This is a genomic window from Streptomyces sp. NPDC041129, assembly GCF_055592265.1.
The window spans coordinates 141,695-165,940 of the sequence record NZ_JBVIYV010000009.1 but is presented as its reverse complement, the minus strand read 5'-3'; the positions used below and the strand labels follow the sequence as shown (position 1 = coordinate 165,940).

Below are 24,246 nucleotides of genomic sequence, written 5' to 3'. Positions count from 1 at the left end.
TACCCCGCGCGGCCGGACGCGGCGGGGTGACAATGAGCGCGACAAGAGAGGGGCGGTACGCCGGTGCAGTGGACGTTGGTCATCCCCCTGAAGCCTCTGGCGCGGGCCAAGAGCAGGCTCGCGGACACCGCCGCGGACGGGGTGCGCCCCGGACTGGCGCTGGCGTTCGCGCAGGACACGGTGGCCGCGGCGCTGGCCTGTGCGGCGGTCGCGGATGTGGTGGTCGTCACGGACGACGCGCTGGCCGGCCGGTCGCTCGGGGCACTGGGCGCCCGAATCGTCCCGGACGCTCCGGGCAGTGGGCTGAACGCCGCGCTCGGGCACGGGGCGGCCGTCGTACGGGAATCGCATCAGGCCGCCGCGGTCGCGGCCCTGAACGCGGATCTCCCTGCGCTGCGCCCAATGGAATTGTCCCGGGTACTGGACGCGGCGGCCGAATATCCGCGCGCCTTTCTCGCGGACGCGGCCGCGGTGGGCACCACTCTGCTGAGCGCGGCGCCGGGGCGGCCGTTGCGGCCGGCATTCGGCACCGATTCCCGTGCCCGGCACCGGGCGTCGGGAGCCGCGGAACTCGGGCTCGCGGACGTGAATTCGGTACGGCAGGACGTGGACACCGGTGGGGACCTGCGGGCGGCGCTGGCGCTGGGAGTGGGGCCGTACACGGCGGCGGTGTCCGCGGGGTTGCTGATCCCGGGGTCCTGACGAGCACCCCGAAGGAGCACGGGGAACGCGCGACCAGCCATGACGGGCCGGCGTCCGGCGGCGAACCGCGGCCCGGCGGCGAACCGCCGAAGGCACTACGCTGGCCGTCATGCAGGCCACCGCATACTCCTACGACCCCAGCAGCCGCAGCGGGCAGGTGCTGCTCGACGACGGGACCCCGGTGCCCTTCGACGCGGCGGCGTTCGACGCGGGCGGACTGCGGTTGCTGCGGCCCGGACAGCGGGTGCGGATCGAGACGGAGCGCGAGGGCGCGGCCGTTCGGATCACCCTGGTGACCCTGCAGACGTTCTAGGGGTGTTGATCAAGGCCGCACAAACGCCGCGGGCCGGGCTCCCCAGGGGAGTCCGGCCCGGCGCGTGAGTGCCCTGGTGGCCTCAGGAGGCCTTGCGGGCGGTGGCCTTCTTGGCGGTGGTCTTGCGGGCCGTCGACTTCTTGGCCGGGGCCTTCTTGGCGGTGACCTTCTTGGCCGGGGCCTTCTTGGCCGTCGCCTTCTTCGCGGTGGTCTTCTTCGCCGCGGCGGTCTTGGCGGTCGCCGTGGTCTTCTTGGCGGTGGTCTTCTTCGCCGTGGTCTTCTTCGCGGCGGCGGTGGTCTTCTTCGCCGGCGCCGCCTTCTTGGCGGTGGCCTTCTTCGCCGCGGCCGCCTTGGTCGTCTTCTTCGCGGCGGCCTTCTTGACCGTGGCGGAAGCGCCGCCGGTCAGGCTGCCCTTGGGCGCCTTCTTCACCGAGACCTCGCCGCCCCGCGGCAGCTTCTTCGAGCCGCTCACCAGGTCCTTGAAGCCCTGGCCCGCGCGGAAGCGCGGCACGGAGGTCTTCTTGACGCGAACCCGCTCGCCCGTCTGGGGGTTACGGGCGTAGCGGGCGGGGCGGTCCACCTTCTCGAAGGACCCGAAGCCGGTGACCGAGACCCGCTCGCCCGCGACGACCGCGCGGACGATGGCGTCCAGGACATGATCGACAGCCTCGGCGGCCTGCTGGCGGCCGCCCATCTTGTCGGCAATCGCTTCTACGAGCTGCGCCTTGTTCACGTCTTCCCCTTCGGAGACATCGCCAGAACGAAAGTGTTCAAGCTTTTTCGCACGTTAGGCAGATATATACCGCAAATCAAACACGAAACGGGCTTATCACCCTTGTGCCGCAGCGAAATCGGCTGTCCCGGACCGCTCAGTGGCCCTCTTCGGGGATCCGTCCCTCGTCGAGGTCCGCGTTGAACCGCTCCAGTCGCCTTGCCGCACCGGCGAGATCGTGCTTGGCCGCGGCCGTAATGACCAGCAGCTTCCGGGTCAGCGCCATCCGTACGCCCTCCGGGACTTGCAGTGCGCGCACCCTTGAGTGCGCTTCCTTGAGTTGGTCCGCGACCGCCGTATAGAGCTCGAGTTGGCCGTCGTGTTCCATGCACAGATTGTGCCATCTGGGGCGAGTTGTCGCCTGCGCAGGGTGCAACTGCCGCGCCGGACAGTCCTGTCGGCGCTCGCGCGGACCCCGGCCCCGCAGGGCGCCTACCCGGCCAACCACCCCTCTAACGTGGGAAGTTGTGAGGGCCGAGGGGCCGGCGCGGGGCCGTTCGGGTGCAGACATGGCTGTACCCCCAATCGTGGCGATCGGGGGTACAGCCGGTGTGTTGGGGTGGCCGAAAGTCGACCTGGTGGGGCCGCCGGGTCAGCCCTGGAGGGTGCGCGGCTTGTGGGCGGGGCGCTTGCCCTCGTAGTCGGCGATGTCGGGCTCGTTCCGCAGGGTGATGGAGATGTCGTCCAGCCCGTTCAGCAACCGCCAGCGGGAGTTCTCGTCCAGCTCGAAGGAGGCGGTGATCCCCTCGGCGCGCACCTCGCGGGTCTGCAGGTCCACGGTGATCTCGGCCTGCGGGTCCTCCTCGGTCAGCTCCCACAGCGCGTCCACGACCTTCTGGTCGAGCACCACCGTGAGCAGGCCGTTCTTCAGCGAGTTGCCCCGGAAGATGTCCGCGAAGCGGGAGGAGATCACGGTCTTGAAGCCGTAGTTCTGCAGCGCCCAGACGGCGTGCTCCCGGGAGGAGCCGGTGCCGAAGTCGGGACCGGCGACCAGGACGGTCGCGCCCTGCCGCTCGGGGCGGTTGAGCACGAACTCCGGGTCCTTGCGCCAGGCCTCGAACAGCCCGTCCTCGAAGCCGTCCCGGGTCACCTTCTTGAGCCAGTGGGCGGGGATGATCTGGTCGGTGTCGACGTTGCCGCGGCGCAGCGGGACGGCCCGGCCGGTGTGGGTGGTGAAGGCTTCCATGGTTATCGGACTCCAGCGGGCGTGCGGTCGTCGGTCAGGTCGGCGGGCGAGGCCAGGTGGCCCAGGACCGCGGTGGCCGCCGCGACCTGCGGCGACACCAGGTGGGTGCGGCCGCCCTTGCCCTGCCGGCCCTCGAAGTTGCGGTTGGAGGTGGACGCGGAACGCTCACCCGGGGCCAGCTGGTCGGGGTTCATGCCGAGGCACATCGAGCAGCCCGCGTGCCGCCATTCGGCGCCGGCCTCCTTGAAGACCACGTCCAGCCCCTCGGAGACGGCCTGCAAACCGACCCGGGCGGAGCCGGGGACGACCAGCATCCGTACGCCGTCGGCGACTTTGCGGCCGCGCAGCAGATCGGCGGCGGCGCGCAGGTCCTCGATGCGGCCGTTGGTGCAGGAGCCTACGAAGACGGTGTCCACGTCGATGGAGCGCAGCGGCTGGCCGGCCGCCAACCCCATGTACTCCAGGGCCTTTTCGGCGGCGAGGCGCTCCGAAGCGTCTTCGTACGAAGCCGGGTCGGGGACGGACGCCGAAAGCGGCGCGCCCTGGCCGGGGTTGGTACCCCAGGTGACGAACGGCGACAGCTCGTCGGCGGCGATGACGACCTCGGCGTCGAAGACCGCGTCCTCGTCGGTGCGCAGGGTCTTCCAGTACTCGACCGCGGCGTCCCAGTCGGCGCCCTCGGGGGCGTGCGGACGGCCCTTGAGGTACTCGAAGGTGGTCTCGTCCGGGGCGATCATGCCCGCGCGGGCACCGGCCTCGATCGACATGTTGCAGATGGTCATCCGGGCCTCCATCGAGAGCTTCTCGATGGCGGAGCCGCGGTACTCCAGGATGTAACCCTGGCCGCCGCCGGTGCCGATCCGCGCGATGATCGCCAGGATCAGGTCCTTGGCGGTGACGCCGTCGGGCAGCTCGCCCTCGACGGTGATGGCCATGGTCTTCGGGCGGGCCATCGGCAGCGTCTGGGTGGCCAGCACGTGCTCCACCTGGGAGGTGCCGATGCCGAAGGCCAGCGCGCCGAACGCGCCGTGCGTCGAGGTGTGCGAGTCGCCGCAGACCACGGTGGTGCCGGGCTGGGTCAGGCCCAGCTGGGGGCCGACGACGTGCACGACGCCCTGCTCGACGTCGCCCAGCGGGTGCAGCCGCACCCCGAACTCGGCGCAGTTCTTGCGCAGCGTCTCGAGCTGGGCGCGGGAGACCGGGTCGGCGATGGGCTTGTCGATGTCGAGGGTCGGGGTGTTGTGGTCCTCGGTCGCGATGGTGAGGTCGAGGCGGCGCACCTGACGACCGCTCTTGCGCAGTCCGTCGAAGGCCTGCGGGCTGGTCACCTCGTGCAGCAGGTGCAGATCGATGTAGAGGAGGTCGGGCTCGCCCTCGGCGCGCCGGACGACGTGGTCGTCCCAGACCTTCTCCGCGAGTGTCCTACCCATCGCTTTCCCTCCGGCCGGCAAACGTCCACCGGCCCAACTAGAGATCTTGGGGAGACGGCGCCCGCGCCCCGGGTTCTCGGACGTCCGCCGCCGGGCCCTGTGGTGCACGGGCCGCTGTGTCATTCCAGGGTGGCGCGTTCCACGGAAAATTGAACTTGCGTTTCACAGAGTGAGACGCGAGTATCGTTGCATGGACAACAGTAGCGGCGTCGGCGTTCTGGACAAGGCGGCCCTCGTCCTGAGCGCTCTGGAGTCCGGTCCGGCCACCCTCGCGGGTCTGGTCGGCGCCACCGGACTGGCACGACCCACGGCCCACCGCCTGGCCGTGGCCCTGGAACACCACCGCATGGTGGCACGCGACATGCAGGGCCGTTTCATCCTCGGCCCCCGCCTCGCGGAACTTGCGGCGGCGGCCGGCGAGGACCGCCTGCTCGCCACGGCGGGCCCCGTGCTCACGCACCTCCGCGATGTCACCGGCGAGAGCGCGCAGCTCTACCGGCGCCAGGGTGACATGCGGATCTGCGTGGCCGCGGCCGAGCGCCTGTCCGGCCTGCGGGACACGGTCCCGGTCGGCTCCACGCTGACCATGAAGGCCGGCTCCTCCGCCCAGATCCTGATGGCCTGGGAGGAGCCGGAGCGCTTGCACCGCGGTCTGCAGGGCGCCCGCTTCACGGCGACGGCCCTGTCGGGCGTGCGGCGGCGCGGCTGGGCCCAGTCCATCGGCGAGCGCGAGCCGGGCGTGGCATCCGTGTCCGCGCCCGTGCGCGGCCCCTCCAACCGCGTGGTGGCCGCGGTGTCCGTCTCCGGCCCGATCGAGCGCCTGACCCGTCATCCGGGCCGTATGCACGCCCAGGCGGTCATCGACGCGGCGGCCCGTCTCTCCGAGGCGCTGCGCCGCTCGGGCTGAGCCCGGGCCCCCCGGGAACGTCAACGGGGAGGGCCCGCCCCAACGCCGCGGCGAGCCCTCCCCGGTCCCCCGATCCCCCCGTCAGACGGTCCTCCCGGACTCCGGCGCCCGCTGCGAGCGGTACGCGAACCGGTCCTTGGCGTACCGCCCCCGCTTCTCCAGCGGCACCTGTCCGTGCGCGGCGGCCAGCCCGAACGCCGGCATGTCGCCGTAGACCGACTCGTAGGAGCCCTCCGGGACGATGTACGTCTCGTGCCAGATGCCCACGTGCCCGCGCGTCCTGCCGGCCCGCTCCTTGCGGTTGACCAGCGCCCAGACCCGGTGGTGGAAGGCGTCGGGCGCGGTCGCGTACGCGTAGAGCCGCTCCTTGGACTCCCAGTACTGGACGACGTAGTACGTCCGCGGCGAGGCCGTGAGCAGGACTCGTCCCAGCAGCCCCCGGTCCCTGTCCCGGGCGAGCTCCCCCAGCATGCGGAACATCGCCAGCATGACCGGGAGCCACTGGTGCACCGCCCAGAAGTGGTTGATGCGCATGCCGATCAGGAGGACCACCACGTCGCCCTCCGTCGCGGCGGTGGTGCGGCCGAGTACCGGTCTGGTGGACATCACGACCCCCTGTCGATCAATCGGATAGTGCTGCTATCCATGCGAGTGATGCTTGGATAGTGACACTCCCCAAGGAGAGGCGCAAGAGATGCGGCTGGCCGAACTGAGCGAGCGGAGCGGTGTGTCCACCGCGACGATCAAGTACTACCTGCGCGAGGGGCTGTTGGCCCCGGGCCGGCAGATCAACGTCACGACGGCGGAGTACGACGAGGAGCATCTGCGGCGGCTGCGCCTGGTGCGCGCGATGATCCAGGTCGGCCGGATCCCGGTGGCGACGGTCCGCGAGGTGCTGGGCCACGTCGACGACGACTCCCTGGGCCGCACCATCCGGCTGGGCGCGGCCCTGTGGGCGCTGCCGCAGGTGCCGGAGCCGGACGAGGAGGACGAGTGGATCCGGGCCGCGCACGAGCAGGTGGACGACCTGCTGGAGACGCTGGGCTGGTCCAACGCCAAGCTGCTGGTCACCATCTCTCCCGCGTACCGCTCCCTGGTGGTGGCGGTGGCCGCGTTCCGCCGGCTCGGCTACGACTGGAACCCCGAACTGCTCGTCTCCTACGCGAAGTTGATGCACCAGGCGGCGATCCTCGACCTGGACTTCGTGGAGACGCACCCCTCGGAGGCGGAGAAGGTGGAGACCGCGCTGCTCGGCGCGGTCCTCGTGGAGCCGATGCTGCAGGCGCTGCACCGGCTGGCGCAGGAGGAGGAGTCGGCGCGGCGGTACGGCTTCGAGTAGCCGGCGCCGGGAACGGCGAAGGCCCTCCGCCGAAGCGAAGGGCCTTTGTGTTGTACCCCCGACCGGATTCGAACCGGCGCTACCGCCTTGAGAGGGCGGCGTGCTAGGCCGCTACACAACGGGGGCCTGGACACTGCGTTTCCGCAGGTCCGAGCTGGTCTACCTGGACTCGAACCAAGACTAACTGAACCAGAATCAGTCGTGCTGCCAATTACACCATAGACCAATGATGGTTTAGACCAGTCAGTACCCCCGACCGGATTCGAACCGGCGCTACCGCCTTGAGAGGGCGGCGTGCTAGGCCGCTACACAACGGGGGCCCTAGCGATCCTGCATCGAGGTGAGGGGGAGCTACCCGAGCTCTCCTCGCGGGAAGGATCTGTACCCCCGACCGGATTCGAACCGGCGCTACTGCCTTGAGAGGGCAGCGTGCTAGGCCGCTACACAACGGGGGCTTGCGGATGTGATCCGCGGCGCAGATGAGCTCTGCGAGCTGGCCTACCTGGACTCGAACCAAGACTAACTGAACCAGAATCAGTCGTGCTGCCAATTACACCATAGGCCACTGGAACTCAAGCCCCTGAGGGGGTTCTCGTTCTAGTTCGCTCCTCCGGTTCCCGGCCTTTCGGCCCGCTCTCCGGCGGCGCAGGAAGAACATTACCTGAAGGTGGACGGGGCTCCAAAACGACTATCCGCGCCGAGGAGCCCGGGGAGTTCGGAGAGGGACGCGATGCGGTGCGGTCCGGTGGGCGGGTCCAGGGTCGCGCAGGCGCCGCCGCGGTCGATCCAGACGGACAGCAGCCCCGCCTCGGCGGCGCCCCGTCCGTCGATCTCCGGGTGGTCGCCGACGTACGCGACCTCGTGCGGCGCGAGCGAGAGCGCGTCGCAGGCGGCCAGGAAGGCGCCGGCCCGGGGCTTGGAGACGCCCAGCTCGGCGGCGCACAGCAGGGCCTCGAAGCGGTCGCGCACGCCGAGCAGGCGCAGCTTGCGGTCCTGGACGGTCAGGCTGGAGTTGGAGAGCACGGCGTGCCGGTGGCTGGCGGCCAGGGCGTCGAGCACCGGCAGGACGTCCGGGAACAGCGACCAGGCGGCCTCGTAGTGCCGCACGTACCGCTGGAACCAGTCGTCGGCCTCGGCGTCCGTCAGCTCCGGCCGGTTCAGGAAGACCCGGGCGCGGTCGCGCCGCTGTGTGACGAAGTCGACCTCGCCGGCGGCGAAGCGGGCCCACTGCAGGTCGGTGATCTCCCGCCAGCGCGCGAGCGCCTCCTCCGGCGACCCGTACCCGGCGAGGAGCCCTTCGGCCACCAGGTGGGCGCGCATGCCCTCGCGGTCGGCGGTGGTGTAGTCGAAGAGAGTGTCGTCCACGTCCCAGACCACGGCGCGAATGCTCATGACCCGACCGTAACCGGCGAGCGGCCGCCGTGTCCGGGTACGGGACGTGCCCGGTTCGGACCGGGCGGGATCAGGGACCGGGGAGGAGGTACGGCGGAGGGCGGCACCCGGGTGTTCCGGATGCCGCCCTCGGTGTGTGGCGTTCGTTACGCCGCGAGCTTCGCCAGCGCCGCGTCGATCCGGGCCAGCGTCCGCTCCTTGCCCAGGACCTCGAGGGACTCGAAGAGGGGCAGACCGACCGTGCGGCCGGTGACGGCGACGCGGACCGGGGCCTGGGCCTTGCCGAGCTTGAGGCCGTGCGCCTCACCGGCGGCCAGGACGGCCTCCTTCAGGGACTCGGCCGAGGTCCAGTCGGCCGTCTCCAGCTTCTCCCGCGCCGTGCGCAGGAGGTCGTCGGAGCCCTCCTTCATCGCCTTCGTCCAGGACGCCTCGTCGAAGACCGGCTCGGCGAGGAACAGGAAGTCGACGTTGTCGGTGATCTCGGACAGGACCTTCAGACGGGTCTGCGCGTGCGGCGCGATCGCCTGCCACTTGGCCTCGTCGAAGTCCTCCGGCGCCCAGGGGGCCGCCGGGGCCTTCAGCCACGGACGGCAGCGCTCGGTGAAGTCCTTGACCTCCAGCATCCGGATGTGGTCGGCGTTGATCGCCTCGCACTTCTTCAGGTCGAAGCGCGCCGGGTTGGGGTTCACGTCCGCGATGTCGAAGGCCTCGACCATCTCCTCGATCGAGAAGATGTCCTGGTCGGCCGAGAGCGACCAGCCCAGCAGCGAGAGGTAGTTGAGCAGCCCCTCGGGCAGGAAGCCGCGCTCGCGGTAGAGGTTGAGCGAGGCCTGCGGGTCGCGCTTGGAGAGCTTCTTGTTGCCCTCGCCCATGACGTACGGCAGGTGGCCGAAGGCCGGGGTCCGCTTGGCGATGCCCAGCTCGGTCAGCGCCTTGTACAGAGCGATCTGGCGCGGGGTGGAGGAGAGCAGGTCCTCGCCGCGCAGGACGTGGGTGATCTCCATCAGGGCGTCGTCGACCGGGTTCACCAGCGTGTACAGCGGGGCGCCGTTGGCGCGCACGATGCCGTAGTCCGGCACGTTCTCCGGGAGGTACGTGATCTCGCCGCGCACCAGGTCGTCGAAGGTGATCGTCTCGTCCGGCATGCGGAAGCGGACGATCGGGGTGCGGCCCTGGGCCCTGTACTGCTCGACCTCCGCCTCGCCGAGGTCGCGGCAGTGGCCGTCGTAGCCGGACGGCTTGCCCGCGGCGCGCGCGGCCTCGCGGCGGGTGTCCAGCTCCTCCTGGGAGCAGTAGCAGTGGTAGGCGTGGCCGGCGTCCAGGAGCTTCTGGGCGACGTCCTTGTAGAGGTCCATGCGCTGCGACTGGCGGTACGGCGCGTGCGGGCCGCCGATCTCGGGGCCCTCGTCCCAGTCGAAGCCCAGCCAGCGCATCGAGTCGAGCAGCTGGTTGTAGGACTCCTCGGAGTCGCGGGCCGCGTCGGTGTCCTCGATGCGGAAGACCAGGGTGCCCTGGTGGTGCCGGGCGAACGCCCAGTTGAACAGGGCGGTGCGGACCAGGCCCACGTGGGGGTTACCGGTGGGCGAGGGACAGAAACGGACGCGTACGGGTGAGCCGGATGCGCTAGCCACGCTTGACAACCTTGTTGGTGAGAGTGCCGATGCCTTCGATGGTGACGGCGACCTCGTCGCCGACGTTCAGGGGGCCGACCCCCGCGGGGGTGCCGGTGAGGATGACGTCGCCGGGGAGCAGGGTCATGGCCTCGGAGATGTTGACGACCAGGTCCTCGATGGGGTGGATCATCTCGCTCGTACGGCCGAGCTGCCGCTGTTCGCCGTTCACGGTGAGCTGGACGGTGAGGTCGTTCGCGCGCTCCAGGTCCAGGTCCGTCTCCACCCAGGGGCCGAGCGGGCAGGAGGAGTCGAAGCCCTTGGCCCGCGCCCACTGCTTCTCGCGCCGCTGCACGTCGCGCGCGGTGACGTCGTTGGCGCAGGTGTAGCCGAGGATCACGTCCTTCACGCGCTCGCGCGGGACCTCGCGGCACATGCGCCCGATGACGACGGCCAGCTCGGCCTCGTGGTGCAGTTCCTGCGAGAAGGACGGGTACCGGATCTCGTCGCCGGGGCCGATCACCGAGGTGGACGGCTTGAAGAAGGCGAAGGGGGCGTCGGGCACCTCGTTGCCCAGCTCGCGCGCGTGCTCGGCGTAGTTGCGGCCGAACGCCACGACCTTGTTGGGGAGCACCGGGGGGAGCAGCCTGACCTTGCTGAGCGGCACCTTCGTACCGGAGAGCTCGTAGTCCGCGAACGGGATGCCCTTGATGATGTCGAGGACGAGTTCGTCCTCCTTGTCGCCCTCGACCGCGCCGAAGGCTACGTTCCCGTCGATGGAGAACCTGGCGATGCGCACGGGATCCTGCGCCCCTCAACTAGAACCGGCGTACTGACGCCCCAGGTTAACCGGTCGGGCCGTGCGGCGTTCGGGCAGTGCGGCGTGGCGGGCTTTTCCGGCCCGTGGATCCTCGTGCGGCGATCCCGAATTCCGCGGTATTACCGCACGGGGCATTCGCGCATTCCCCGGGAATTCACGGAGGCGCCCGCGTGCGCGGCGGGCGCGCGGCGCCCGGGCCAGGGGCCGCCCCACGGGGGCGCCCGGCCGGGGCGGCGGGCCCCCGGCCCTCGGACACCGGCCAGGTCCCACGCGCGGAAAATCCACCGCGGACGGCATGCCCGCGTATCGGACCGGTGGTGGTGGCATGGATTCCGGCGCGGGTCGAAAAGGGGCCGTGGAGAGAATCCAGGTGAAAAGCGAGCGCGGCCCGGAGATCATTGATCTCCGGGCCGCGCTCGGTGTGTCCGGTGCCGGGCTCGGCTACTCGCCTGCCGCGACGGCGCCGACCGGCACCTCCATCAGGACGGTGCGGCGCGGGTTGGCCGTCTGGGCCGGGAGGTCGACGGAGTGCTCCGGCAGCTCCGGCGTCTGCAGTTCGTCGGCGTCCTCGAGGTGCGCCAGCGTCGTGCGCCGCGGGTTGGCTATGTTGCGGAACATCATCGTCGTCTTCACCGTTGTCATCCTGTGGCTGAGGGTGGGTTGACAGAGCATCTCATCCTGTAAAGCGCAAGGCTAAACATCGGATTCCCCGTCACGGACGCGAACTCCACAAGATCTCCATGTGAGTTTCCTCACGACCTCATGGGCAAATCGGTCAATTCCGACCCTCGCTTTCCGCCGGAGAAACGGACATTGACCCACTGAAGCCCTCATTCCGCTCCTGATCATGGCGACTGGGACACCCGACGGCGCGCGGCGAGTCGCAGCGGTACGCCCGTTTTGTGCGGAATCGACTTGCACCGGTCGTAGCCTGGGCCTCACACTCCGTCACGTAGGTCACAGCTCGGCTCATGGCCCTTGTTGGAGATCCGGCACTGTGCTGGAATTCCACGGACCGCCGCGGGATCGAGCCGGCGCGCAGGGGGCGCAACGCAGCGCCGAGTGGCGGCGAGATAGGGGGAACCAGCGCCGGGTCACTCAAGACCACCGGGGGGCGTATTCAGGGCGCTCTCCAAGACGCCGACACCGTGTCTCTCCGTTCGCGCGGGGAGGCGCCTGGTCCAGAGGTTGCGACGCTAGTGCAGGGACGTTTCAAGAGGGATGGCAGCGCTTCGGCGGAGCCGGAGGCGCACGGCGGGACCGACCGCGGTTCCTCCCCCCAGCACGCCCAGAACCCGGGCCCGGCCCAGCCCGGCGACAGCGGTGAGCGCTCCGGGCGCCCCGGCACGTCGTCCACGGCGGGCCCGGCCGGTTCGGCGAAGACCCAGAACCCCGCCCCGGCCGCGAAGCCGGCCGGCAGGAGTCCGAGCGGCCCCGGCTCGCGCCTGGCCCTGCGCAACTGGCGCATCTCCACGCGCCTGGTGTCGCTGCTGGCTCTCCCCGTCGTCGCGGCGACCTCGCTGGGCGCGCTGCGCATCGGCGACTCGATGGACGACATCCAGCAGCTCGACAACATGAAGCTGCTGACGGACATGACCAAGCAGGCGACCGAGCTGGCCATGGCGCTCCAGGACGAGCGCGACCAGTCCGCCGGTCCGCTGGCGCACGGCCTGAAGCCGACCGACTACACGGTCAAGGGCTACCAGGACAAGACCGACCGGGCCCGGGAGAACTTCCTCGACTCCTCCGAGCAGATCGACGAGGCGAGCAAGAACGGCAACCTCCAGGGTGTCCGCGACACCCTGGTCAGCCTCGCCAACCAGCTCGACGGCCTCGCCAAGATCCGCCAGGATGCCTACAAGTCGAAGAACAACTCGACGCAGACGGTCGAGGCCTACCACCGGCTGATCACCCAGCTGATCGACCTCTCCCAGTCCATGGCCGAGGCGTCCAGCAACCCGGAGATGATCTCGCGCACCCGCGCCCTGGCGGCCTTCTCCAGCGCCAAGGAGTACGCCTCCGTGCAGCGTGCCGTCATCGCGGCGGCCCTTACCTCCAGCAACACCTCCAAGGGTGAGCTGTCCAAGAACGACCAGCTCTACGGCGAGTCCGCGTACTCGAGCGAGAAGTCGCAGATCGCCATCTTCCGGAAGATCTACAGCAGCCAGAACCCGGACGAGCTGCTCAAGCCGATCGAGGACAGCAACCCGACGATCCAGGCGGCGGACCTGTACGCCAAGCGGGTTCTGGAGTCCCCCGGCGGCCTCAACGACCTGCCGGCGCGCTCCTACCGCGACTGGGTCGACGACAGCTCCACCAAGATCCAGCAGATGAAGAACATCGAGCACACGCTGCTCGAGGACATGGAGCAGAAGGCCCGCGAGCTGAAGTCGTCCTCCGAGCAGGAGGCGATCCTCTCCGGTGTGCTGATCCTCATCGTGCTCGGTGTCTCGCTGGTCGGCGCCTTCGTCGTGGCCCGGTCGATGATTCGCTCACTGCGCCGGCTGCAGGACACGGCCACCAAGGTCGCCCAGGACCGGCTGCCCGAGCTGGTCAAGCAGCTCTCCGAGTCCGACCCGCAGGACGTGGACACGTCCGTGGAGTCGGTCGGTGTGCACTCCCGGGACGAGATCGGCCAGGTGGCCGCGGCCTTCGACGACGTGCACCGCGAGGCCGTCCGCCTCGCCGCCGAGCAGGCCCTGCTGCGGGGCAACGTCAACGCGATGTTCACCAACCTCTCGCGCCGTTCCCAGGGTCTGATCCAGCGCCAGCTCTCGCTGATCTCCGAACTTGAGTCCCGCGAGGCCGACCCGGACCAGCTCTCCTCGCTGTTCAAGCTCGACCACCTCGCCACCCGTATGCGCCGTAACGGTGAGAACCTCCTCGTCCTCGCGGGTGAGGAGCCCGGCCGCCGCTGGACCCGCCCGGTCCCGCTGGTCGACGTCCTCCGTGCCGCCGCGTCCGAGGTGGAGCAGTACGAGCGCATCGAGCTGGCCGCCGTGCCGACCACCGAGGTCGCCGGCCGCGTCGTCAACGACCTCGTGCACCTCCTCGCCGAGCTGCTCGAGAACGCCACCTCCTTCTCCTCGCCGCAGACCAAGGTCAAGGTCACCGGTCACGCGCTGCCCGACGGCCGCGTCCTGATCGAGATCCACGACACCGGTATCGGCCTCTCCCCCGAGGACCTCGCGGCGATCAACGAGCGGCTCGCCTCGCCGCCCACCGTGGACGTGTCGGTGTCCCGCCGCATGGGTCTGTTCGTGGTCGGCCGTCTCTCGCAGCGGCACGGCATCCGCATCCAGCTCCGCCCGTCCGACTCCGGTGGCACGACCGCGCTGGTCATGCTGCCCGTCGACGTCGCCCAGGGCGGCAAGAAGCCCGCTCCCGGCAAGCCCGGCGCGCCCGCTGCGACCGGTGGCCCCGCCGCCGCGCAGGCCGCGGCCGGTGTCGCCGCCGCCCGCCGCAACAACGGCGGCGGTCAGGGCGGTGCCCTCGGCGGTGCGCCGTCCGCCGGACGTCTCGGCGCCGCTCCGGGCCCGCGTGGCCAGGTCGGCTCCGCCCAGGGTTCGCGGGCCGCGCTGCCCGGCACGGGCCAGGGCGGCCGTCCCGGTGCGCCGGGCGGAGCGCGCGGTCCGCAGGGTCCGGGTGGCCCGCAGCAGGGCCGGCCGGCTCCGGCCGGGGCCGGCGCGGGTGGCTTCGGCGCCCAGACGCCGGGCGCCGGGCAGGGCCAGCAGGCCGCGGGCGGTCCGCAGCAGGACATGTTCGGCGGTCGCGGTCCGGCGGGGCAGCGCGGTGGCGCGAGCGCCTCCGACCAGGGCCCTCAGCCCCAGCTTCCGCCGCGCGGCGGCCCCCGGGCCGAACTGCCCGGCGGCAACGCGCAGTCCGACCCCGCGGACTGGCGCGGCAACGCCCAGACCCCGCTGTCGCGTGCCTCGCTGGACACCCCGCGCGGCCACGACGAGCAGGCCCCGGGACAGACCTCGAGCATGCCGCGCTTCGACGACCGGCAGGGTCCGGGCTCGACGACGGAGATGCCGCGGATCGACGCGCAGGGTCCGGCCTCGACGGGCGATTTCCCCCGCCCGGACTTCGGGATGAACGGCTCCACCGGCCAGTTCGCGCGTCCCGGCGCCGAGAACCCGCAGCAGACCGGTCAGTTCCAGCGTCCGGCCGCACCGCAGGACAACGGCCAGTACGGCCAGCAGGGCGGCAACGGCCAGTTCGTCCGCTCCGACGTCTTCGGCACGTCGGCGCCCGGGCAGCAGGACTCGCAGAGCACCGGCCAGTTCGCGGCGCCGCAGGCCTACAACGGCGGCTCGACCGGTCAGCACGCGCTGCCCGGCCGCCAGTCCCCGTCCGACACCGGCCAGTTCGAGCGTCCGCAGCCGGGTGCCCGCGCCGACTTCGGCGCGCCGCGTCCGCCGGCCCCGCAGCCGCAGCAGCAGCAGCCGCCGCAGCAGCGTCCCGTCCGCCGTGAGCCGGAGGCGCTGCCGCCGGCCGCGGGTCCGGGCGACGGCCGCACCCCGCTGTACGACACGCTGGAGACCAACTGGTTCCACGGTCAGCAGCAGGGGCAGCAGGACAGCACCCCGGCCGCGGCGCCGCAGCAGGCGCCCGCGCCGGCCCCGCAACGTCCCGCCGCCACCGGTTCCTGGCGCACCTCGCCGAACGACGAACTCGTCCGGCAGGCGGAGCGCGTACGGCAGCCGGCGGCGGGCGGTGTCACCACCTCCGGCCTGCCGCGCCGGGTGCCCCGGGCGAACCTCGTCCCGGGCACGGCTCAGCAGCAACAGCACCAAGCCGGTCCGCAGGTCTCGCGTGCGCCTGACGACGTACGCGGCCGGCTGACCAATCTCCGTCGGGGCATCGCGCAGGGCCGTCAGGCCGGCAACGGCCAGACCGGCAGTTTCCAGAGCCCCACTCACCAGCAGGAGCGTTAGTTGAGTCCGATGAGCCAGGCGGCACAGAACCTGAACTGGTTGATCACCAACTTCGTGGACAACACCCCCGGGGTGTCGCACACGGTGGTGGTCTCCGCCGACGGCCTTCTGCTGGCCATGTCCGAAGGTTTTCCGCGTGACCGCGCCGACCAGCTCGCGGCCGTGGCGTCGGGTCTGACCTCGCTGACCGCCGGGGCGTCCCGGATCTTCGAGGGCGGCAACGTCGCGCAGACGGTCGTCGAGATGGAGCGGGGGTTCCTCTTCCTCATGTCCGTCTCGGACGGGTCTTCCCTCGCGGTCCTGGCCCACCCCGAGTGCGACATCGGCCTGGTCGGCTACGAGATGGCACTGCTGGTCGACCGCGCAGGGGCGGTACTCACCCCGGATCTGCGCGCCGAACTCCAAGGCAGTCTGCTTCACTGACCGGCCCCGGCACCACCCACCTCACAAAAACACCGTCCGGCCGCCACAATCCCCCCACCGGCCCCTTCCGACGGCTCGACTGACCGACTTGCTGTCCCGCCCGGAGGATTCATGACCCCGCCCACCGCCTCTCATGATCCGTACGCGGAGCCGTACGGGGACGAGGGCGACCAGCCGCTGGTACGTCCGTACGCGATGACCGGTGGCCGGACCCGGCCGCGCTATCAGCTCGCCATCGAGGCGCTGATCAGCACCACGGCCGACCCGGCAGCGCTCATGGGACTGCTCCCGGAACACCAGCGCATCTGCCACCTGTGCCGTGAGGTCAAGTCGGTCGCGGAGGTGTCGGCGCTGCTGGCCATGCCGCTCGGCGTGGCCCGGATCCTGGTCGCCGACCTCGCAGAGGCCGGCATGGTCGCCATCCACCAGCCGGGTGGCGACGAGAACAACGGCGGCGCTCCGGACGTGACGCTGCTCGAAAGGGTGCTCAGTGGACTTCGCAAGCTCTGACGCGGGCCGGGCCACCACCTCCGCGAAGATCGTGGTGGCGGGCGGCTTCGGCGTGGGCAAGACCACGTTCGTCGGCGCCGTCTCGGAGATCAACCCGCTGCGCACAGAGGCCGTCATGACGTCCGCTTCGGCCGGCATCGACGACCTGACGCACACCGGTGACAAGACCACCACCACGGTGGCCATGGACTTCGGCCGTATCACCCTGGACCAGGACCTGATCCTGTACCTCTTCGGTACGCCCGGTCAGGACCGCTTCTGGTTCATGTGGGACGACCTGGTGCGCGGCGCGATCGGCGCGGTGGTGCTCGTGGACACCCGCCGCCTCGCCGACTGCTTCCCGGCCGTCGACTACTTCGAGAACAGCGGCCTGCCCTTCGTCATCGCCCTCAACGGCTTCGACGGGCAGCAGCCCTACACCCCCGACGAAGTACGGGAAGCGCTGCAGATCGGTCCGGACGCCCCGATCATCACGACGGACGCCCGGCACCGCGCGGACGCCAAGAGTGCGCTGATCACGCTGGTCGAGCACGCGCTCATGGCCCGGCTGCGGTAACACCCAATTGAGACTCGCCGTACGGCAGTTGTCGTAGCGCAAGTGGAGCCGGCTGTGGCCTTTGACACGGTCGGCTCCGGTGTTCATAACAGTTCGGCAGAGGAATCGCCGTTCTTCGCCACGCGACGCGTTCGTACGGTGCCGCTGTGCGCACGACTGCCCCGTCTTTTGGCGGGGCTCGCTCTTTATGCCCGTTTTATCTAGGGCTTACATCACTCGGAACCTCGGGTTCCGAGTGTTTGGAGGAGCGGATGCTGACGTGCTGGAATGCCTGAACTGCCCATTAGTCAAAGACGTACTGAGTGATCGATGACGAACCGGGCTCTGAGAGACTGCGGCACGACGAAGGTGCCGACCGCCGAGAGGTTGTTGGTCGAGTGAGGCGAAGCAAGAACGGTCCCGAGCCGTCGGCGCGGGGCAACTTCACCCCGCCGCCGCGCGCTGCGGTGCCGGTGCCCACCCCTGTGCCGGGTGCCGAGGCGTCGGCCACTCCCCCGGCCGGCGGTGGCCGTTTCTCACCGCGGAACTGGCGGGTGCCGACGCGGCTGAACGCGATCCTGCTCATACCCGTGGCGGTCGGCCTCATCATGGGCGGCTTCCAGGTGAAGAGCTCGATCGACACCTGGAACGAGGCCCGGGACGCGGAGAACACCGCGCGCCTGGTGCGCGCCTCCCTGGGCTACGCCGACGCGCTCGAGAACGAGCGTGACGTCACCGCGGCCCCGCTGCTGCTGGGCAACCAGCAGGCCGTCGTCACCGCGGCCCGCAAGCAGACGGACCAGGCGGCCGCCGTCTTCCACGAGGCCGCGCAGAACGTGCCGGACAAGCCCGGCATCAAGCGCCGGCTGGATCTCTTCCGCAAGGCGGAGCCCAGGCTGCAGAAGCTGCGCCAGGTCGCGTACACCAAGAAGACCACCGGCGTGAAGACCGAAGAGGGCTACGTCGAGGTCTCGCACCCCCTGATGGAGTTCGCCAACGAGCTCGGTCTGGGCACCGGCAACATCACCTCCTACGGCCGTACCGTCTACGCCATCTCGCTCACCAAGGCGGCACTGTCGCTGGAGCGGTCGATCGGCATGCACCTGCTGGTCAAGCCCGGTCCGGACGACCCGAACCTGGCGACCCAGCGGGTCTCCCTGTCCTCGTACGCCTACCTGGAGCGCATCGCCCTCGAGGAGTACCTCGGCGGTGGCACCGACGAGGACGCGCAGAAGCTGACCGACGCGCAGGCCAAGATCAAGACGGACGGCGCCGCGCTGATCGCGCAGGAGAAGCAGAAGGACCCGAAGTACGTCGCGCCGCCGGCCAAGCCGAACGCGATGGTCTCGGCGCTGGCGACGATGAAGGACACCACCCCGCTCACCCGCCAGCAGATGGCGGCGGGCGGTGTGACGGCCCAGAACTGGTGGGCGGTCAACACCCTCAAGTACAAGGCCTACCGCCAGATCGAGTCGGACCTCGCCGACAAGGCCGTGACCGAGGCGTCCGGCATCGCCGACGACGCCAAGGCCTCGGCCATCACCACCGGTGCCGTGGTCGTCGTGGCCCTGCTGCTCGCCTTCATCCTGGCCGGTGCCGTGGCCCGCCAGATGAGCCGCTCGATGCGCCAGCTCCGCAACGCCGCGTTCGGCATCGCCGAGCAGCGTCTGCCGATGCTGGTCGACCAGCTCTCCCGTACCGACCCGGGCCGGGTCGACACGCGGGTCGCCGCGATCCCGATCCACACCAAGGACGAGATCGGCGAGGTCGCCCGCGCCTTCGACCAGGTCCACCGCGAGGCGGTCCGGCTCGCCTCCGAGCAGGCCCTGCTGCGGGGCAACATCAACGCGATCTTCACCAACCTCTCCCGCCGCAACCAGTCGCTGATCGAGGGCCAGCTGACCCTGATCACCGACCTGGAGAACAACGAGGCGGACCCGGACCAGCTCGAGAACCTCTTCAAGCTGGACCACCTGGCCACCCGTATGCGCCGCAACGGCGAGAACCTCCTGGTCCTCGCCGGCGAGGAGCCCGGGCGCCGCTGGGACCAGCCGGTCCCGCTGGTCGACGTGCTGCGCGCCGCCTCCTCCGAGGTGGAGCAGTACGAGCGCATCGAGCTGTCCGGCGTGCCGGAGGCGGAGATCCACGGCCGTGCCGTGACCGACCTCGTGCACCTGCTGGCCGAGCTGCTGGAGAACGCCACCACGTTCTCCTCGCCGCAGACCAAGGTGCGCGTCACCGCGACCCGTCTGCCCGACGGCCGCGTCATGGTCGAGATCCACGACAAGGGCATCGGCCTGACCGCCGAGGACTTCGCGGACATCAACCACAAGCTGGCCAACCCGCCGACCGTGGACGCCGCGATCTCCCAGCGCATGGGCCTGTTCGTGGTCGGCCGGCTGTCCGACCGGCACGGCATCCGGGTCCAGCTGCGCCCCTCGGGCGAGCAGGCCGGCACCACCTCGCTGGTCATGCTGCCGGACGCGATCACGCACGGCGGTGGCGGCGAAGCCCCGCTGGACCGCGAGGAGTTCACGGTCTCCCAGATCATCCCCGAGCAGCAGTTCCGGGGTGAGGACTTCGCCCAGGTGCAGCATCAGCCGATGCGCACCGCCGCCGAACTCGGCTTCGACGACAGCCGCTACTCGGAGGTCCCCGACGACCTCCGCGACCTGGACCCCGTGGGCCGCTCCCTGATGCGCGAGGAGCGTCGTGCCGCGCTGGAGGCCCAGTCGCACGGCGAGCAGTCGCAGCAGGAGGCCGACGGGCAGCGCGGCTACGCGGACGAGTTCGACGCCCGGCAGGCCGGCTACGACGGCACCGCCGGCTTCGGCGAGCAGCCCGCCCAGCCCGCCGCCTACGACGGGCAGCAGGGCTACGGCGACCAGCAGCAGCCGTACGAGGAGCACCGCAACGCCGGGTACGAGCAGTCGTACGACGACCAGTACTACGCGCCGAACGGCGGCCACCGGCGTGACGACGGCTTCGCCCCGAACGGCGGCGGTTACCCGGACCCCGCGTATGCGGAACCGGCCCAGGAGGAGCAGGCGTCCGCGCACGGCTCCGGGTCCGACGGTTTCGGCTCCTACGAGGACCGGTCCTACCAGGACGACTGGCCGCAGCAGGACAGCTACCAGAACGGCTATCCGGCTCATTACGCTCCGGAAACGGAACCGCAGGCCGCTGACGCGGGTGAGCGGAACGGCGTAGGCTTCCACCGTCCGGGACCGGCTTCTTCCGCCGCCCACCAGATGACCGACGCCGGTCTGCCCCGCCGGGGGTCCGCGAGCGGTCCGAGCGGCTCGAACGGCGCCGGGCGCGTGCAGCCGGAGACCCCGGCCCCCGCGGCGAACACCCCGGCGACCAACGGCGACGGCGACTGGCGTTCGGCCAACGACGAGCGCTGGCAGCAGGCTTCGCAGCTCCGCAAGCCCAAGGCCGGCGGAGTCACCGCCTCCGGTCTGCCCCGGCGGGTACCCAAGGCCAACCTGGTCGAGGGCACCGCCGAGAGCACCCCTCAGGGAGGCCCGCAGGTCTCCCGCGCCCCGGAGGACGTCCGGGGCAGGCTGAGCAACCTGCGTCGGGGCGTCCAGCGCGGACGCAGCGCAGGCAGTGAATCGAACGGCCAGGCCACTGGTAATCACCACAGTGGTCCTGACAGCACCTACAACCAGGAGCGTTAGTGTGAGCCCGATGAGCCAGGCGGCACAGAACCTGAACTGGTTGATCACCAACTTCGTGGACAACACCCCGGGGGTGTCCCACACGGTGGTGGTCTCCGCCGACGGACTCCTTCTGGCGATGTCCGAAGGGTTTCCCCGCGACCGCGCGGACCAGCTCGCGGCCGTCGCCTCCGGTCTGACGTCTCTGACGGCAGGCGCCTCCCGCATCTTCGAGGGCGGCAGCGTGAACCAGACAGTTGTGGAGATGGAGCGGGGATTCCTCTTCATCATGTCCGTCTCCGACGGTTCCTCGCTCGCCGTTCTGGCCCACCCGGAAGCGGACATCGGCCTCATCGGGTACGAGATGGCACTTCTGGTGGACCGCGCGGGCACGGTTCTCACCCCGGATCTCCGCGCGGAGCTCCAGGGAAGCCTTCTCAACTAACAGACGAACGGTGCGTATTCGCGTCCCGGGGCCTTAAGGTTTCGGGACGCGGCTCCACACGGATGGGTGCCCGGCACAGTCGGAGGAGGAGAAAGTGGCAACACCCCCAGGCGGTTCGCATTCGGGTAACTGGTCGTACGGCCCTGCCCAGGGCCAGGGCGACGGTTCGGCGAATGGGTACGGCTTCCCCTCCACCCCTGGTCACCGCCAGCCGTACGCTCCGCAGGGCCCCGGGCCCTCGCCGTACGACCAGCCGCCGGCCCCGCGGATCCAGCCGGTGCAGCCGCAGCGCCGCCCCGAGCCGGCGCCTGCGTCCGGATCGAACAACCCCCTGGTGCGTCCGTACGCCATGACCGGCGGCCGGACCCGCCCGCGCTACCAGCTCGCCATCGAGGCACTGGTGCACACCACCGCCGCTCCGCACCAGATGCAGGGCCAGCTGCCCGAGCATCAGCGGATCTGCAACCTGTGCCGGGAGATCAAGTCGGTGGCCGAGGTCTCGGCCCTGCTCACGATCCCCCTCGGCGTCGCCAGGATTCTCGTCGCCGACTTGGCGGAGGCGGGCCTGGTCGCCATCCATCAGCCCGGCGGCGACGAGAACGCCGGTGGCCAGCCAGACGTGACACTGCTCGAAAGGGTGCTCAGTGGACTTCGCAAGCTCTAGCGGCGGTCCTTCCCGCTCCACCACCTCCGCGAAGATCGTGGTGGCGGGCGGCTTCGGCGTGGGCAAGACCACGTTCGTCGGCGCCGTCTCGGAGATCAACCCGCTGCGCACAGAGGCCGTCATGACGTCCGCTTCGGCCGGCATCGACGACCTCACCCACACCGGTGACAAGACCACCACCACGGTGGCCATGGACTTCGGCCGTATCACCCTGGACCAGGACCTGATCCTGTACCTCTTCGGTACGCCGGGCCAGGACCGCTTCTGGTTCATGTGGGACGACCTGGTGCGCGGCGCGATCGGCGCGATCGTCCTGGTCGACACCCGCCGTCTCGCCGACTGCTTCCCCGCGGTCGACTACTTCGAGAACAGCGGCCTGCCCTTCGTCATCGCCCTCAACGGCTTCGACGGCAACCAGCCGTACAACCCGGACGAGGTCCGTGAGGCCCTGCAGATCGGCCCGGACACCCCGATCATCACGACGGACGCCCGGCACCGCGCGGACGCCAAGTCGGCGCTGATCACGCTGGTGGAGCACGCCCTGATGGCGCGTCTCCGTTAGCCGACCGGTCGCACAGGAACCCGCGTCCCCTCCCGGGGCGCGGGTTCTTCCTTTCCCCCGGTGTGCGCGCAGCGAGAAGGGCCCCTCCGCTCGGAGGGGCCCTTCTCATGTCGTGCGTGGGCGGCCCGTGGGGCCGGTGCCGGTCAGCCGTGCCAGCTGTGCGGGGCGCGGAAGCCGGGCTCGCGCTCCAGCCGGCGCCAGCCGGCCTTGGCACGGCCGCGGTGCGCCGGGGCGGCCGGCTGGGCGGCCGCACGGGCCAGCAGGACGGCCGTGATGGCGGCGACTTCCTCGGGCTCGGCGTGGCCCTTCTCGACGCGGATGTCAGTGTTCATGGGTGTCAGTCTCCGTCAGTAAGGGGTCCGCGGGGTTGCCGCGACGGGTCCGCTCGGTTACTGCGGGGGGTTGCCGTGCTTGCGGGAGGGCAGGTCGGCGTGCTTGGACTGCAGCATCGCCAGCGACTTCACCAGCACCTCGCGGGTCTCGGCGGGGTCGATCACGTCGTCGACCAGGCCGCGCTCGGCCGCGTAGTACGGGTGCATCAGCTCGGCCTTGTACTCCTTGACCATCTTCTGCCGCATGGCCTCGGGGTCCTCGGCGTCGGCGATCTGGCGGCGGAAGATGACGTTGGCCGCGCCCTCGGCGCCCATCACGGCGATCTCGTTGGTGGGCCAGGCGTAGGTGAGGTCGGCACCGATCGACTGGGAGTCCATCACGATGTACGCACCTCCGTACGCCTTGCGCAGGATCAGCGAGATCCTCGGCACGGTGGCGTTGCAGTAGGCGTACAGCAGCTTCGCACCGTGCCGGATGATTCCACCGTGCTCCTGGTCGACGCCGGGCAGGAAGCCGGGTACGTCCAGAAGAGTGACGATCGGGATGTTGAAGGCGTCGCACATCTGCACGAAGCGGGCGGCCTTCTCGGACGCCTCGATGTCCAGCACGCCCGCCAGCACCTGGGGCTGGTTGGCGATGATGCCGACGACCTGGCCGTCCAGCCGGGCCAGCGCGCAGATGATGTTGCGCGCCCAGCGCTCGTGGACCTCGAGGTACTCGCCGTCGTCGACGATCTCCTCGATGACCTTGGTCATGTCGTAAGGGCGGTTGCCGTCGGCCGGGACCAGGTCGAGCAGGACGTCGGAGCGGCGGTCCACCGGGTCCGAGGAGTCGGTCCCGGGCGGGTTCTCGCGGTTGTTCTGCGGCAGCAGCGAGAGGAGGTAGCGCACCTCGGCGATGCACGTCTCCTCGTCGTCGTAGGCGAAGTGGCAGACGCCGGAGGTCTCGGCGTGCACATCGGCGCCGCCGAGCCCGTTCTGGGTGATCTCCTCGCCGGTGACCGCCTTGACGACGTCCGGGCCGGTGATGAACATCTGCGAGGTCTCGCGGACCATGAAGACGAAGTCCGTCAGCGCCGGGCTGTAGGCGGCGCCGCCCGCGCACGGGCCGAGCATCACGGAGATCTGCGGGATGACACCGCTGGCCTTCGTGTTGCGCTGGAAGATGCCGCCGTAGCCGGCGAGCGCGGAGACGCCCTCCTGGATGCGGGCGCCCGCGCCGTCGTTGAGGGAGACCAGGGGCGCGCCGGCCGCGATGGCCATGTCCATGATCTTGTGGATCTTCGTGGCGTGGGCCTCGCCCAGGGCGCCGCCGAAGATCCGGAAGTCATGGGCGTAGACGAAGACCGTACGGCCCTCCACCGTGCCCCAGCCCGTGATGACACCGTCGGTGTAGGGCTTCTTCGCCTCCAGGCCGAAACCGCTCGCCCGGTGCCGGCGGAGCTGCTCCACCTCCTGGAAGGATCCCGGGTCCAGGAGCAGCTCGATGCGCTCCCGCGCCGTCAGCTTGCCCTTGGCGTGCTGGGCGGCGGTCGCCTTCTCGCTGGGACCGGCCACGGCCCGGGCACGGATCTCGTGCAGCTCGGCGACTCGCCCGCGCGCGTCCGCCGGCTCCGCGGTCGGCTCACCCGTCGTCTCTTCCAAAACGGTCATGTAGTGACCTTACGAAGGACACCAAGGAAAGCGAGCCGTCGACTCCGTA

At 70.4% G+C, this 24,246-nt stretch carries 23 protein-coding genes and 5 tRNA genes; 12 read left to right on the top strand and 16 right to left on the bottom strand.

Annotated features, from left to right (window positions below; genetic code table 11):
- Positions 1-63 precede the first annotated feature (63 nt).
- The gene (cofC, locus tag ACZ6B1_RS26470; RefSeq protein ID WP_468782311.1) at positions 64-702 is read left to right on the top strand and encodes a 2-phospho-L-lactate guanylyltransferase; all 639 of its coding nucleotides are present in this window, start codon (positions 64-66) and stop codon (positions 700-702) included.
- A gap of 109 nt (positions 703-811) precedes the next feature.
- Entirely contained in the window at positions 812-1,015 is a 204-nt protein-coding gene (locus ACZ6B1_RS26465; protein ID WP_468782310.1) for a hypothetical protein, read from the top strand.
- An 82-nt stretch (positions 1,016-1,097) separates the two neighbouring features.
- Here ACZ6B1_RS26465 and ACZ6B1_RS26460 read toward each other — a convergent pair whose 3' ends face one another.
- The 4 genes from ACZ6B1_RS26460 to leuC all read right to left on the bottom strand — a co-directional run bounded on the left by ACZ6B1_RS26460 (position 1,098) and on the right by leuC (position 4,403).
- Positions 1,098-1,748 (bottom strand): HU family DNA-binding protein, encoded by a 651-nt coding sequence (locus ACZ6B1_RS26460; protein WP_468782309.1) that lies wholly within the window; start codon positions 1,746-1,748, stop codon positions 1,098-1,100.
- A gap of 136 nt (positions 1,749-1,884) precedes the next feature.
- The gene (locus tag ACZ6B1_RS26455) at positions 1,885-2,115 is read right to left on the bottom strand and encodes an SCO5555 family protein (protein ID WP_390057876.1); all 231 of its coding nucleotides are present in this window, start codon (positions 2,113-2,115) and stop codon (positions 1,885-1,887) included.
- A gap of 264 nt (positions 2,116-2,379) precedes the next feature.
- Positions 2,380-2,973 (bottom strand): 3-isopropylmalate dehydratase small subunit, encoded by a 594-nt coding sequence (gene leuD, locus ACZ6B1_RS26450; RefSeq protein ID WP_468782308.1) that lies wholly within the window; start codon positions 2,971-2,973, stop codon positions 2,380-2,382.
- A 2-nt stretch (positions 2,974-2,975) separates the two neighbouring features.
- On the bottom strand, positions 2,976-4,403 hold the full coding sequence (leuC, locus tag ACZ6B1_RS26445) for a 3-isopropylmalate dehydratase large subunit (RefSeq protein ID WP_468782307.1): 1,428 nt from the start codon (positions 4,401-4,403) through the stop codon (positions 2,976-2,978).
- A 190-nt stretch (positions 4,404-4,593) separates the two neighbouring features.
- On the opposite strand from leuC, the gene ndgR reads away from it, so the two are divergent.
- Positions 4,594-5,310, top strand: a complete 717-nt coding sequence (ndgR, locus tag ACZ6B1_RS26440) for an IclR family transcriptional regulator NdgR (RefSeq protein ID WP_009320373.1) — start codon at positions 4,594-4,596, stop codon at positions 5,308-5,310.
- Between the two features lie 81 nt (positions 5,311-5,391).
- Here the strand turns inward: ndgR and ACZ6B1_RS26435 are convergent, their stop codons facing one another.
- Complete coding sequence (locus ACZ6B1_RS26435; RefSeq protein ID WP_468782306.1) at positions 5,392-5,916, bottom strand: DUF4188 domain-containing protein; 525 nt, start codon at positions 5,914-5,916, stop codon at positions 5,392-5,394.
- 88 nt (positions 5,917-6,004) lie between these two features.
- Between ACZ6B1_RS26435 and ACZ6B1_RS26430 the strand changes: the two genes are divergently transcribed.
- Positions 6,005-6,649, top strand: coding sequence for a MerR family transcriptional regulator (locus tag ACZ6B1_RS26430; RefSeq protein ID WP_468782305.1), 645 nt, complete (start codon positions 6,005-6,007; stop codon positions 6,647-6,649).
- A gap of 53 nt (positions 6,650-6,702) precedes the next feature.
- Here the strand turns inward: ACZ6B1_RS26430 and ACZ6B1_RS26425 are convergent.
- From ACZ6B1_RS26425 to ACZ6B1_RS26385, 9 genes are all read right to left on the bottom strand, one after another.
- Positions 6,703-6,775 (bottom strand) — tRNA-Glu (locus tag ACZ6B1_RS26425).
- A gap of 28 nt (positions 6,776-6,803) precedes the next feature.
- A tRNA-Gln gene (locus tag ACZ6B1_RS26420) sits at positions 6,804-6,875 on the bottom strand.
- Between the two features lie 21 nt (positions 6,876-6,896).
- A tRNA-Glu gene (locus tag ACZ6B1_RS26415) sits at positions 6,897-6,969 on the bottom strand.
- Between the two features lie 62 nt (positions 6,970-7,031).
- Positions 7,032-7,104: transfer RNA gene (locus tag ACZ6B1_RS26410), tRNA-Glu, on the bottom strand.
- 38 nt (positions 7,105-7,142) lie between these two features.
- A tRNA-Gln gene (locus tag ACZ6B1_RS26405) sits at positions 7,143-7,214 on the bottom strand.
- A 92-nt stretch (positions 7,215-7,306) separates the two neighbouring features.
- On the bottom strand, positions 7,307-8,041 hold the full coding sequence (locus ACZ6B1_RS26400) for an HAD family hydrolase (RefSeq protein ID WP_468782304.1): 735 nt from the start codon (positions 8,039-8,041) through the stop codon (positions 7,307-7,309).
- A 146-nt stretch (positions 8,042-8,187) separates the two neighbouring features.
- Complete coding sequence (gene gltX / locus ACZ6B1_RS26395; RefSeq protein ID WP_468782303.1) at positions 8,188-9,672, bottom strand: glutamate--tRNA ligase; 1,485 nt, start codon at positions 9,670-9,672, stop codon at positions 8,188-8,190.
- Positions 9,665-10,450 carry a fumarylacetoacetate hydrolase family protein gene (locus ACZ6B1_RS26390; protein WP_468782302.1) on the bottom strand — a complete coding sequence of 262 codons (786 nt, stop codon included), beginning with the start codon at positions 10,448-10,450 and terminating at the stop codon, positions 9,665-9,667. Before ACZ6B1_RS26390 ends, gltX begins: the two co-directional genes overlap by 8 nt.
- Positions 10,451-10,912: 462 nt before the next feature.
- Entirely contained in the window at positions 10,913-11,104 is a 192-nt protein-coding gene (locus ACZ6B1_RS26385) for a hypothetical protein (protein WP_358936900.1), read from the bottom strand.
- Between the two features lie 566 nt (positions 11,105-11,670).
- Between ACZ6B1_RS26385 and ACZ6B1_RS26380 the strand changes: the two genes are divergently transcribed.
- From ACZ6B1_RS26380 to ACZ6B1_RS26345, 8 genes are all read left to right on the top strand, one after another.
- Positions 11,671-15,411, top strand: a complete 3,741-nt coding sequence (locus tag ACZ6B1_RS26380) for a sensor histidine kinase (RefSeq protein ID WP_468782301.1) — start codon at positions 11,671-11,673, stop codon at positions 15,409-15,411.
- A gap of 9 nt (positions 15,412-15,420) precedes the next feature.
- Positions 15,421-15,834: a roadblock/LC7 domain-containing protein gene (locus tag ACZ6B1_RS26375; RefSeq protein WP_003973453.1), complete on the top strand. Its 414-nt coding sequence runs from the start codon at positions 15,421-15,423 to the stop codon at positions 15,832-15,834.
- A gap of 111 nt (positions 15,835-15,945) precedes the next feature.
- Positions 15,946-16,344, top strand: a complete 399-nt coding sequence (locus ACZ6B1_RS26370) for a DUF742 domain-containing protein (RefSeq protein ID WP_143635912.1) — start codon at positions 15,946-15,948, stop codon at positions 16,342-16,344.
- A complete protein-coding gene (locus ACZ6B1_RS26365; RefSeq protein ID WP_067301226.1) occupies positions 16,325-16,900 on the top strand; it encodes a GTP-binding protein in 576 nt (191 codons plus the stop codon). The genes ACZ6B1_RS26370 and ACZ6B1_RS26365 overlap by 20 nt, the downstream gene beginning before the upstream one ends.
- A gap of 377 nt (positions 16,901-17,277) precedes the next feature.
- A complete protein-coding gene (locus ACZ6B1_RS26360) occupies positions 17,278-20,562 on the top strand; it encodes a sensor histidine kinase (RefSeq protein WP_468782300.1) in 3,285 nt (1,094 codons plus the stop codon).
- A gap of 10 nt (positions 20,563-20,572) precedes the next feature.
- Positions 20,573-20,986: a roadblock/LC7 domain-containing protein gene (locus tag ACZ6B1_RS26355; protein WP_005479603.1), complete on the top strand. Its 414-nt coding sequence runs from the start codon at positions 20,573-20,575 to the stop codon at positions 20,984-20,986.
- A gap of 94 nt (positions 20,987-21,080) precedes the next feature.
- Complete coding sequence (locus ACZ6B1_RS26350) at positions 21,081-21,650, top strand: DUF742 domain-containing protein (protein WP_468782299.1); 570 nt, start codon at positions 21,081-21,083, stop codon at positions 21,648-21,650.
- The gene (locus ACZ6B1_RS26345) at positions 21,631-22,212 is read left to right on the top strand and encodes a GTP-binding protein (protein ID WP_026248371.1); all 582 of its coding nucleotides are present in this window, start codon (positions 21,631-21,633) and stop codon (positions 22,210-22,212) included. The genes ACZ6B1_RS26350 and ACZ6B1_RS26345 overlap by 20 nt, the downstream gene beginning before the upstream one ends.
- Before the next feature lie 143 nt (positions 22,213-22,355).
- Here ACZ6B1_RS26345 and ACZ6B1_RS26340 read toward each other — a convergent pair whose 3' ends face one another.
- Together ACZ6B1_RS26340 and ACZ6B1_RS26335 are read right to left on the bottom strand one after the other, a co-directional pair.
- Complete coding sequence (locus ACZ6B1_RS26340) at positions 22,356-22,544, bottom strand: acyl-CoA carboxylase subunit epsilon (protein WP_199212144.1); 189 nt, start codon at positions 22,542-22,544, stop codon at positions 22,356-22,358.
- Positions 22,545-22,601: 57 nt separating this feature from the next.
- Positions 22,602-24,197 carry an acyl-CoA carboxylase subunit beta gene (locus ACZ6B1_RS26335; RefSeq protein WP_468782298.1) on the bottom strand — a complete coding sequence of 532 codons (1,596 nt, stop codon included), beginning with the start codon at positions 24,195-24,197 and terminating at the stop codon, positions 22,602-22,604.
- Positions 24,198-24,246: the final 49 nt, after the last annotated feature.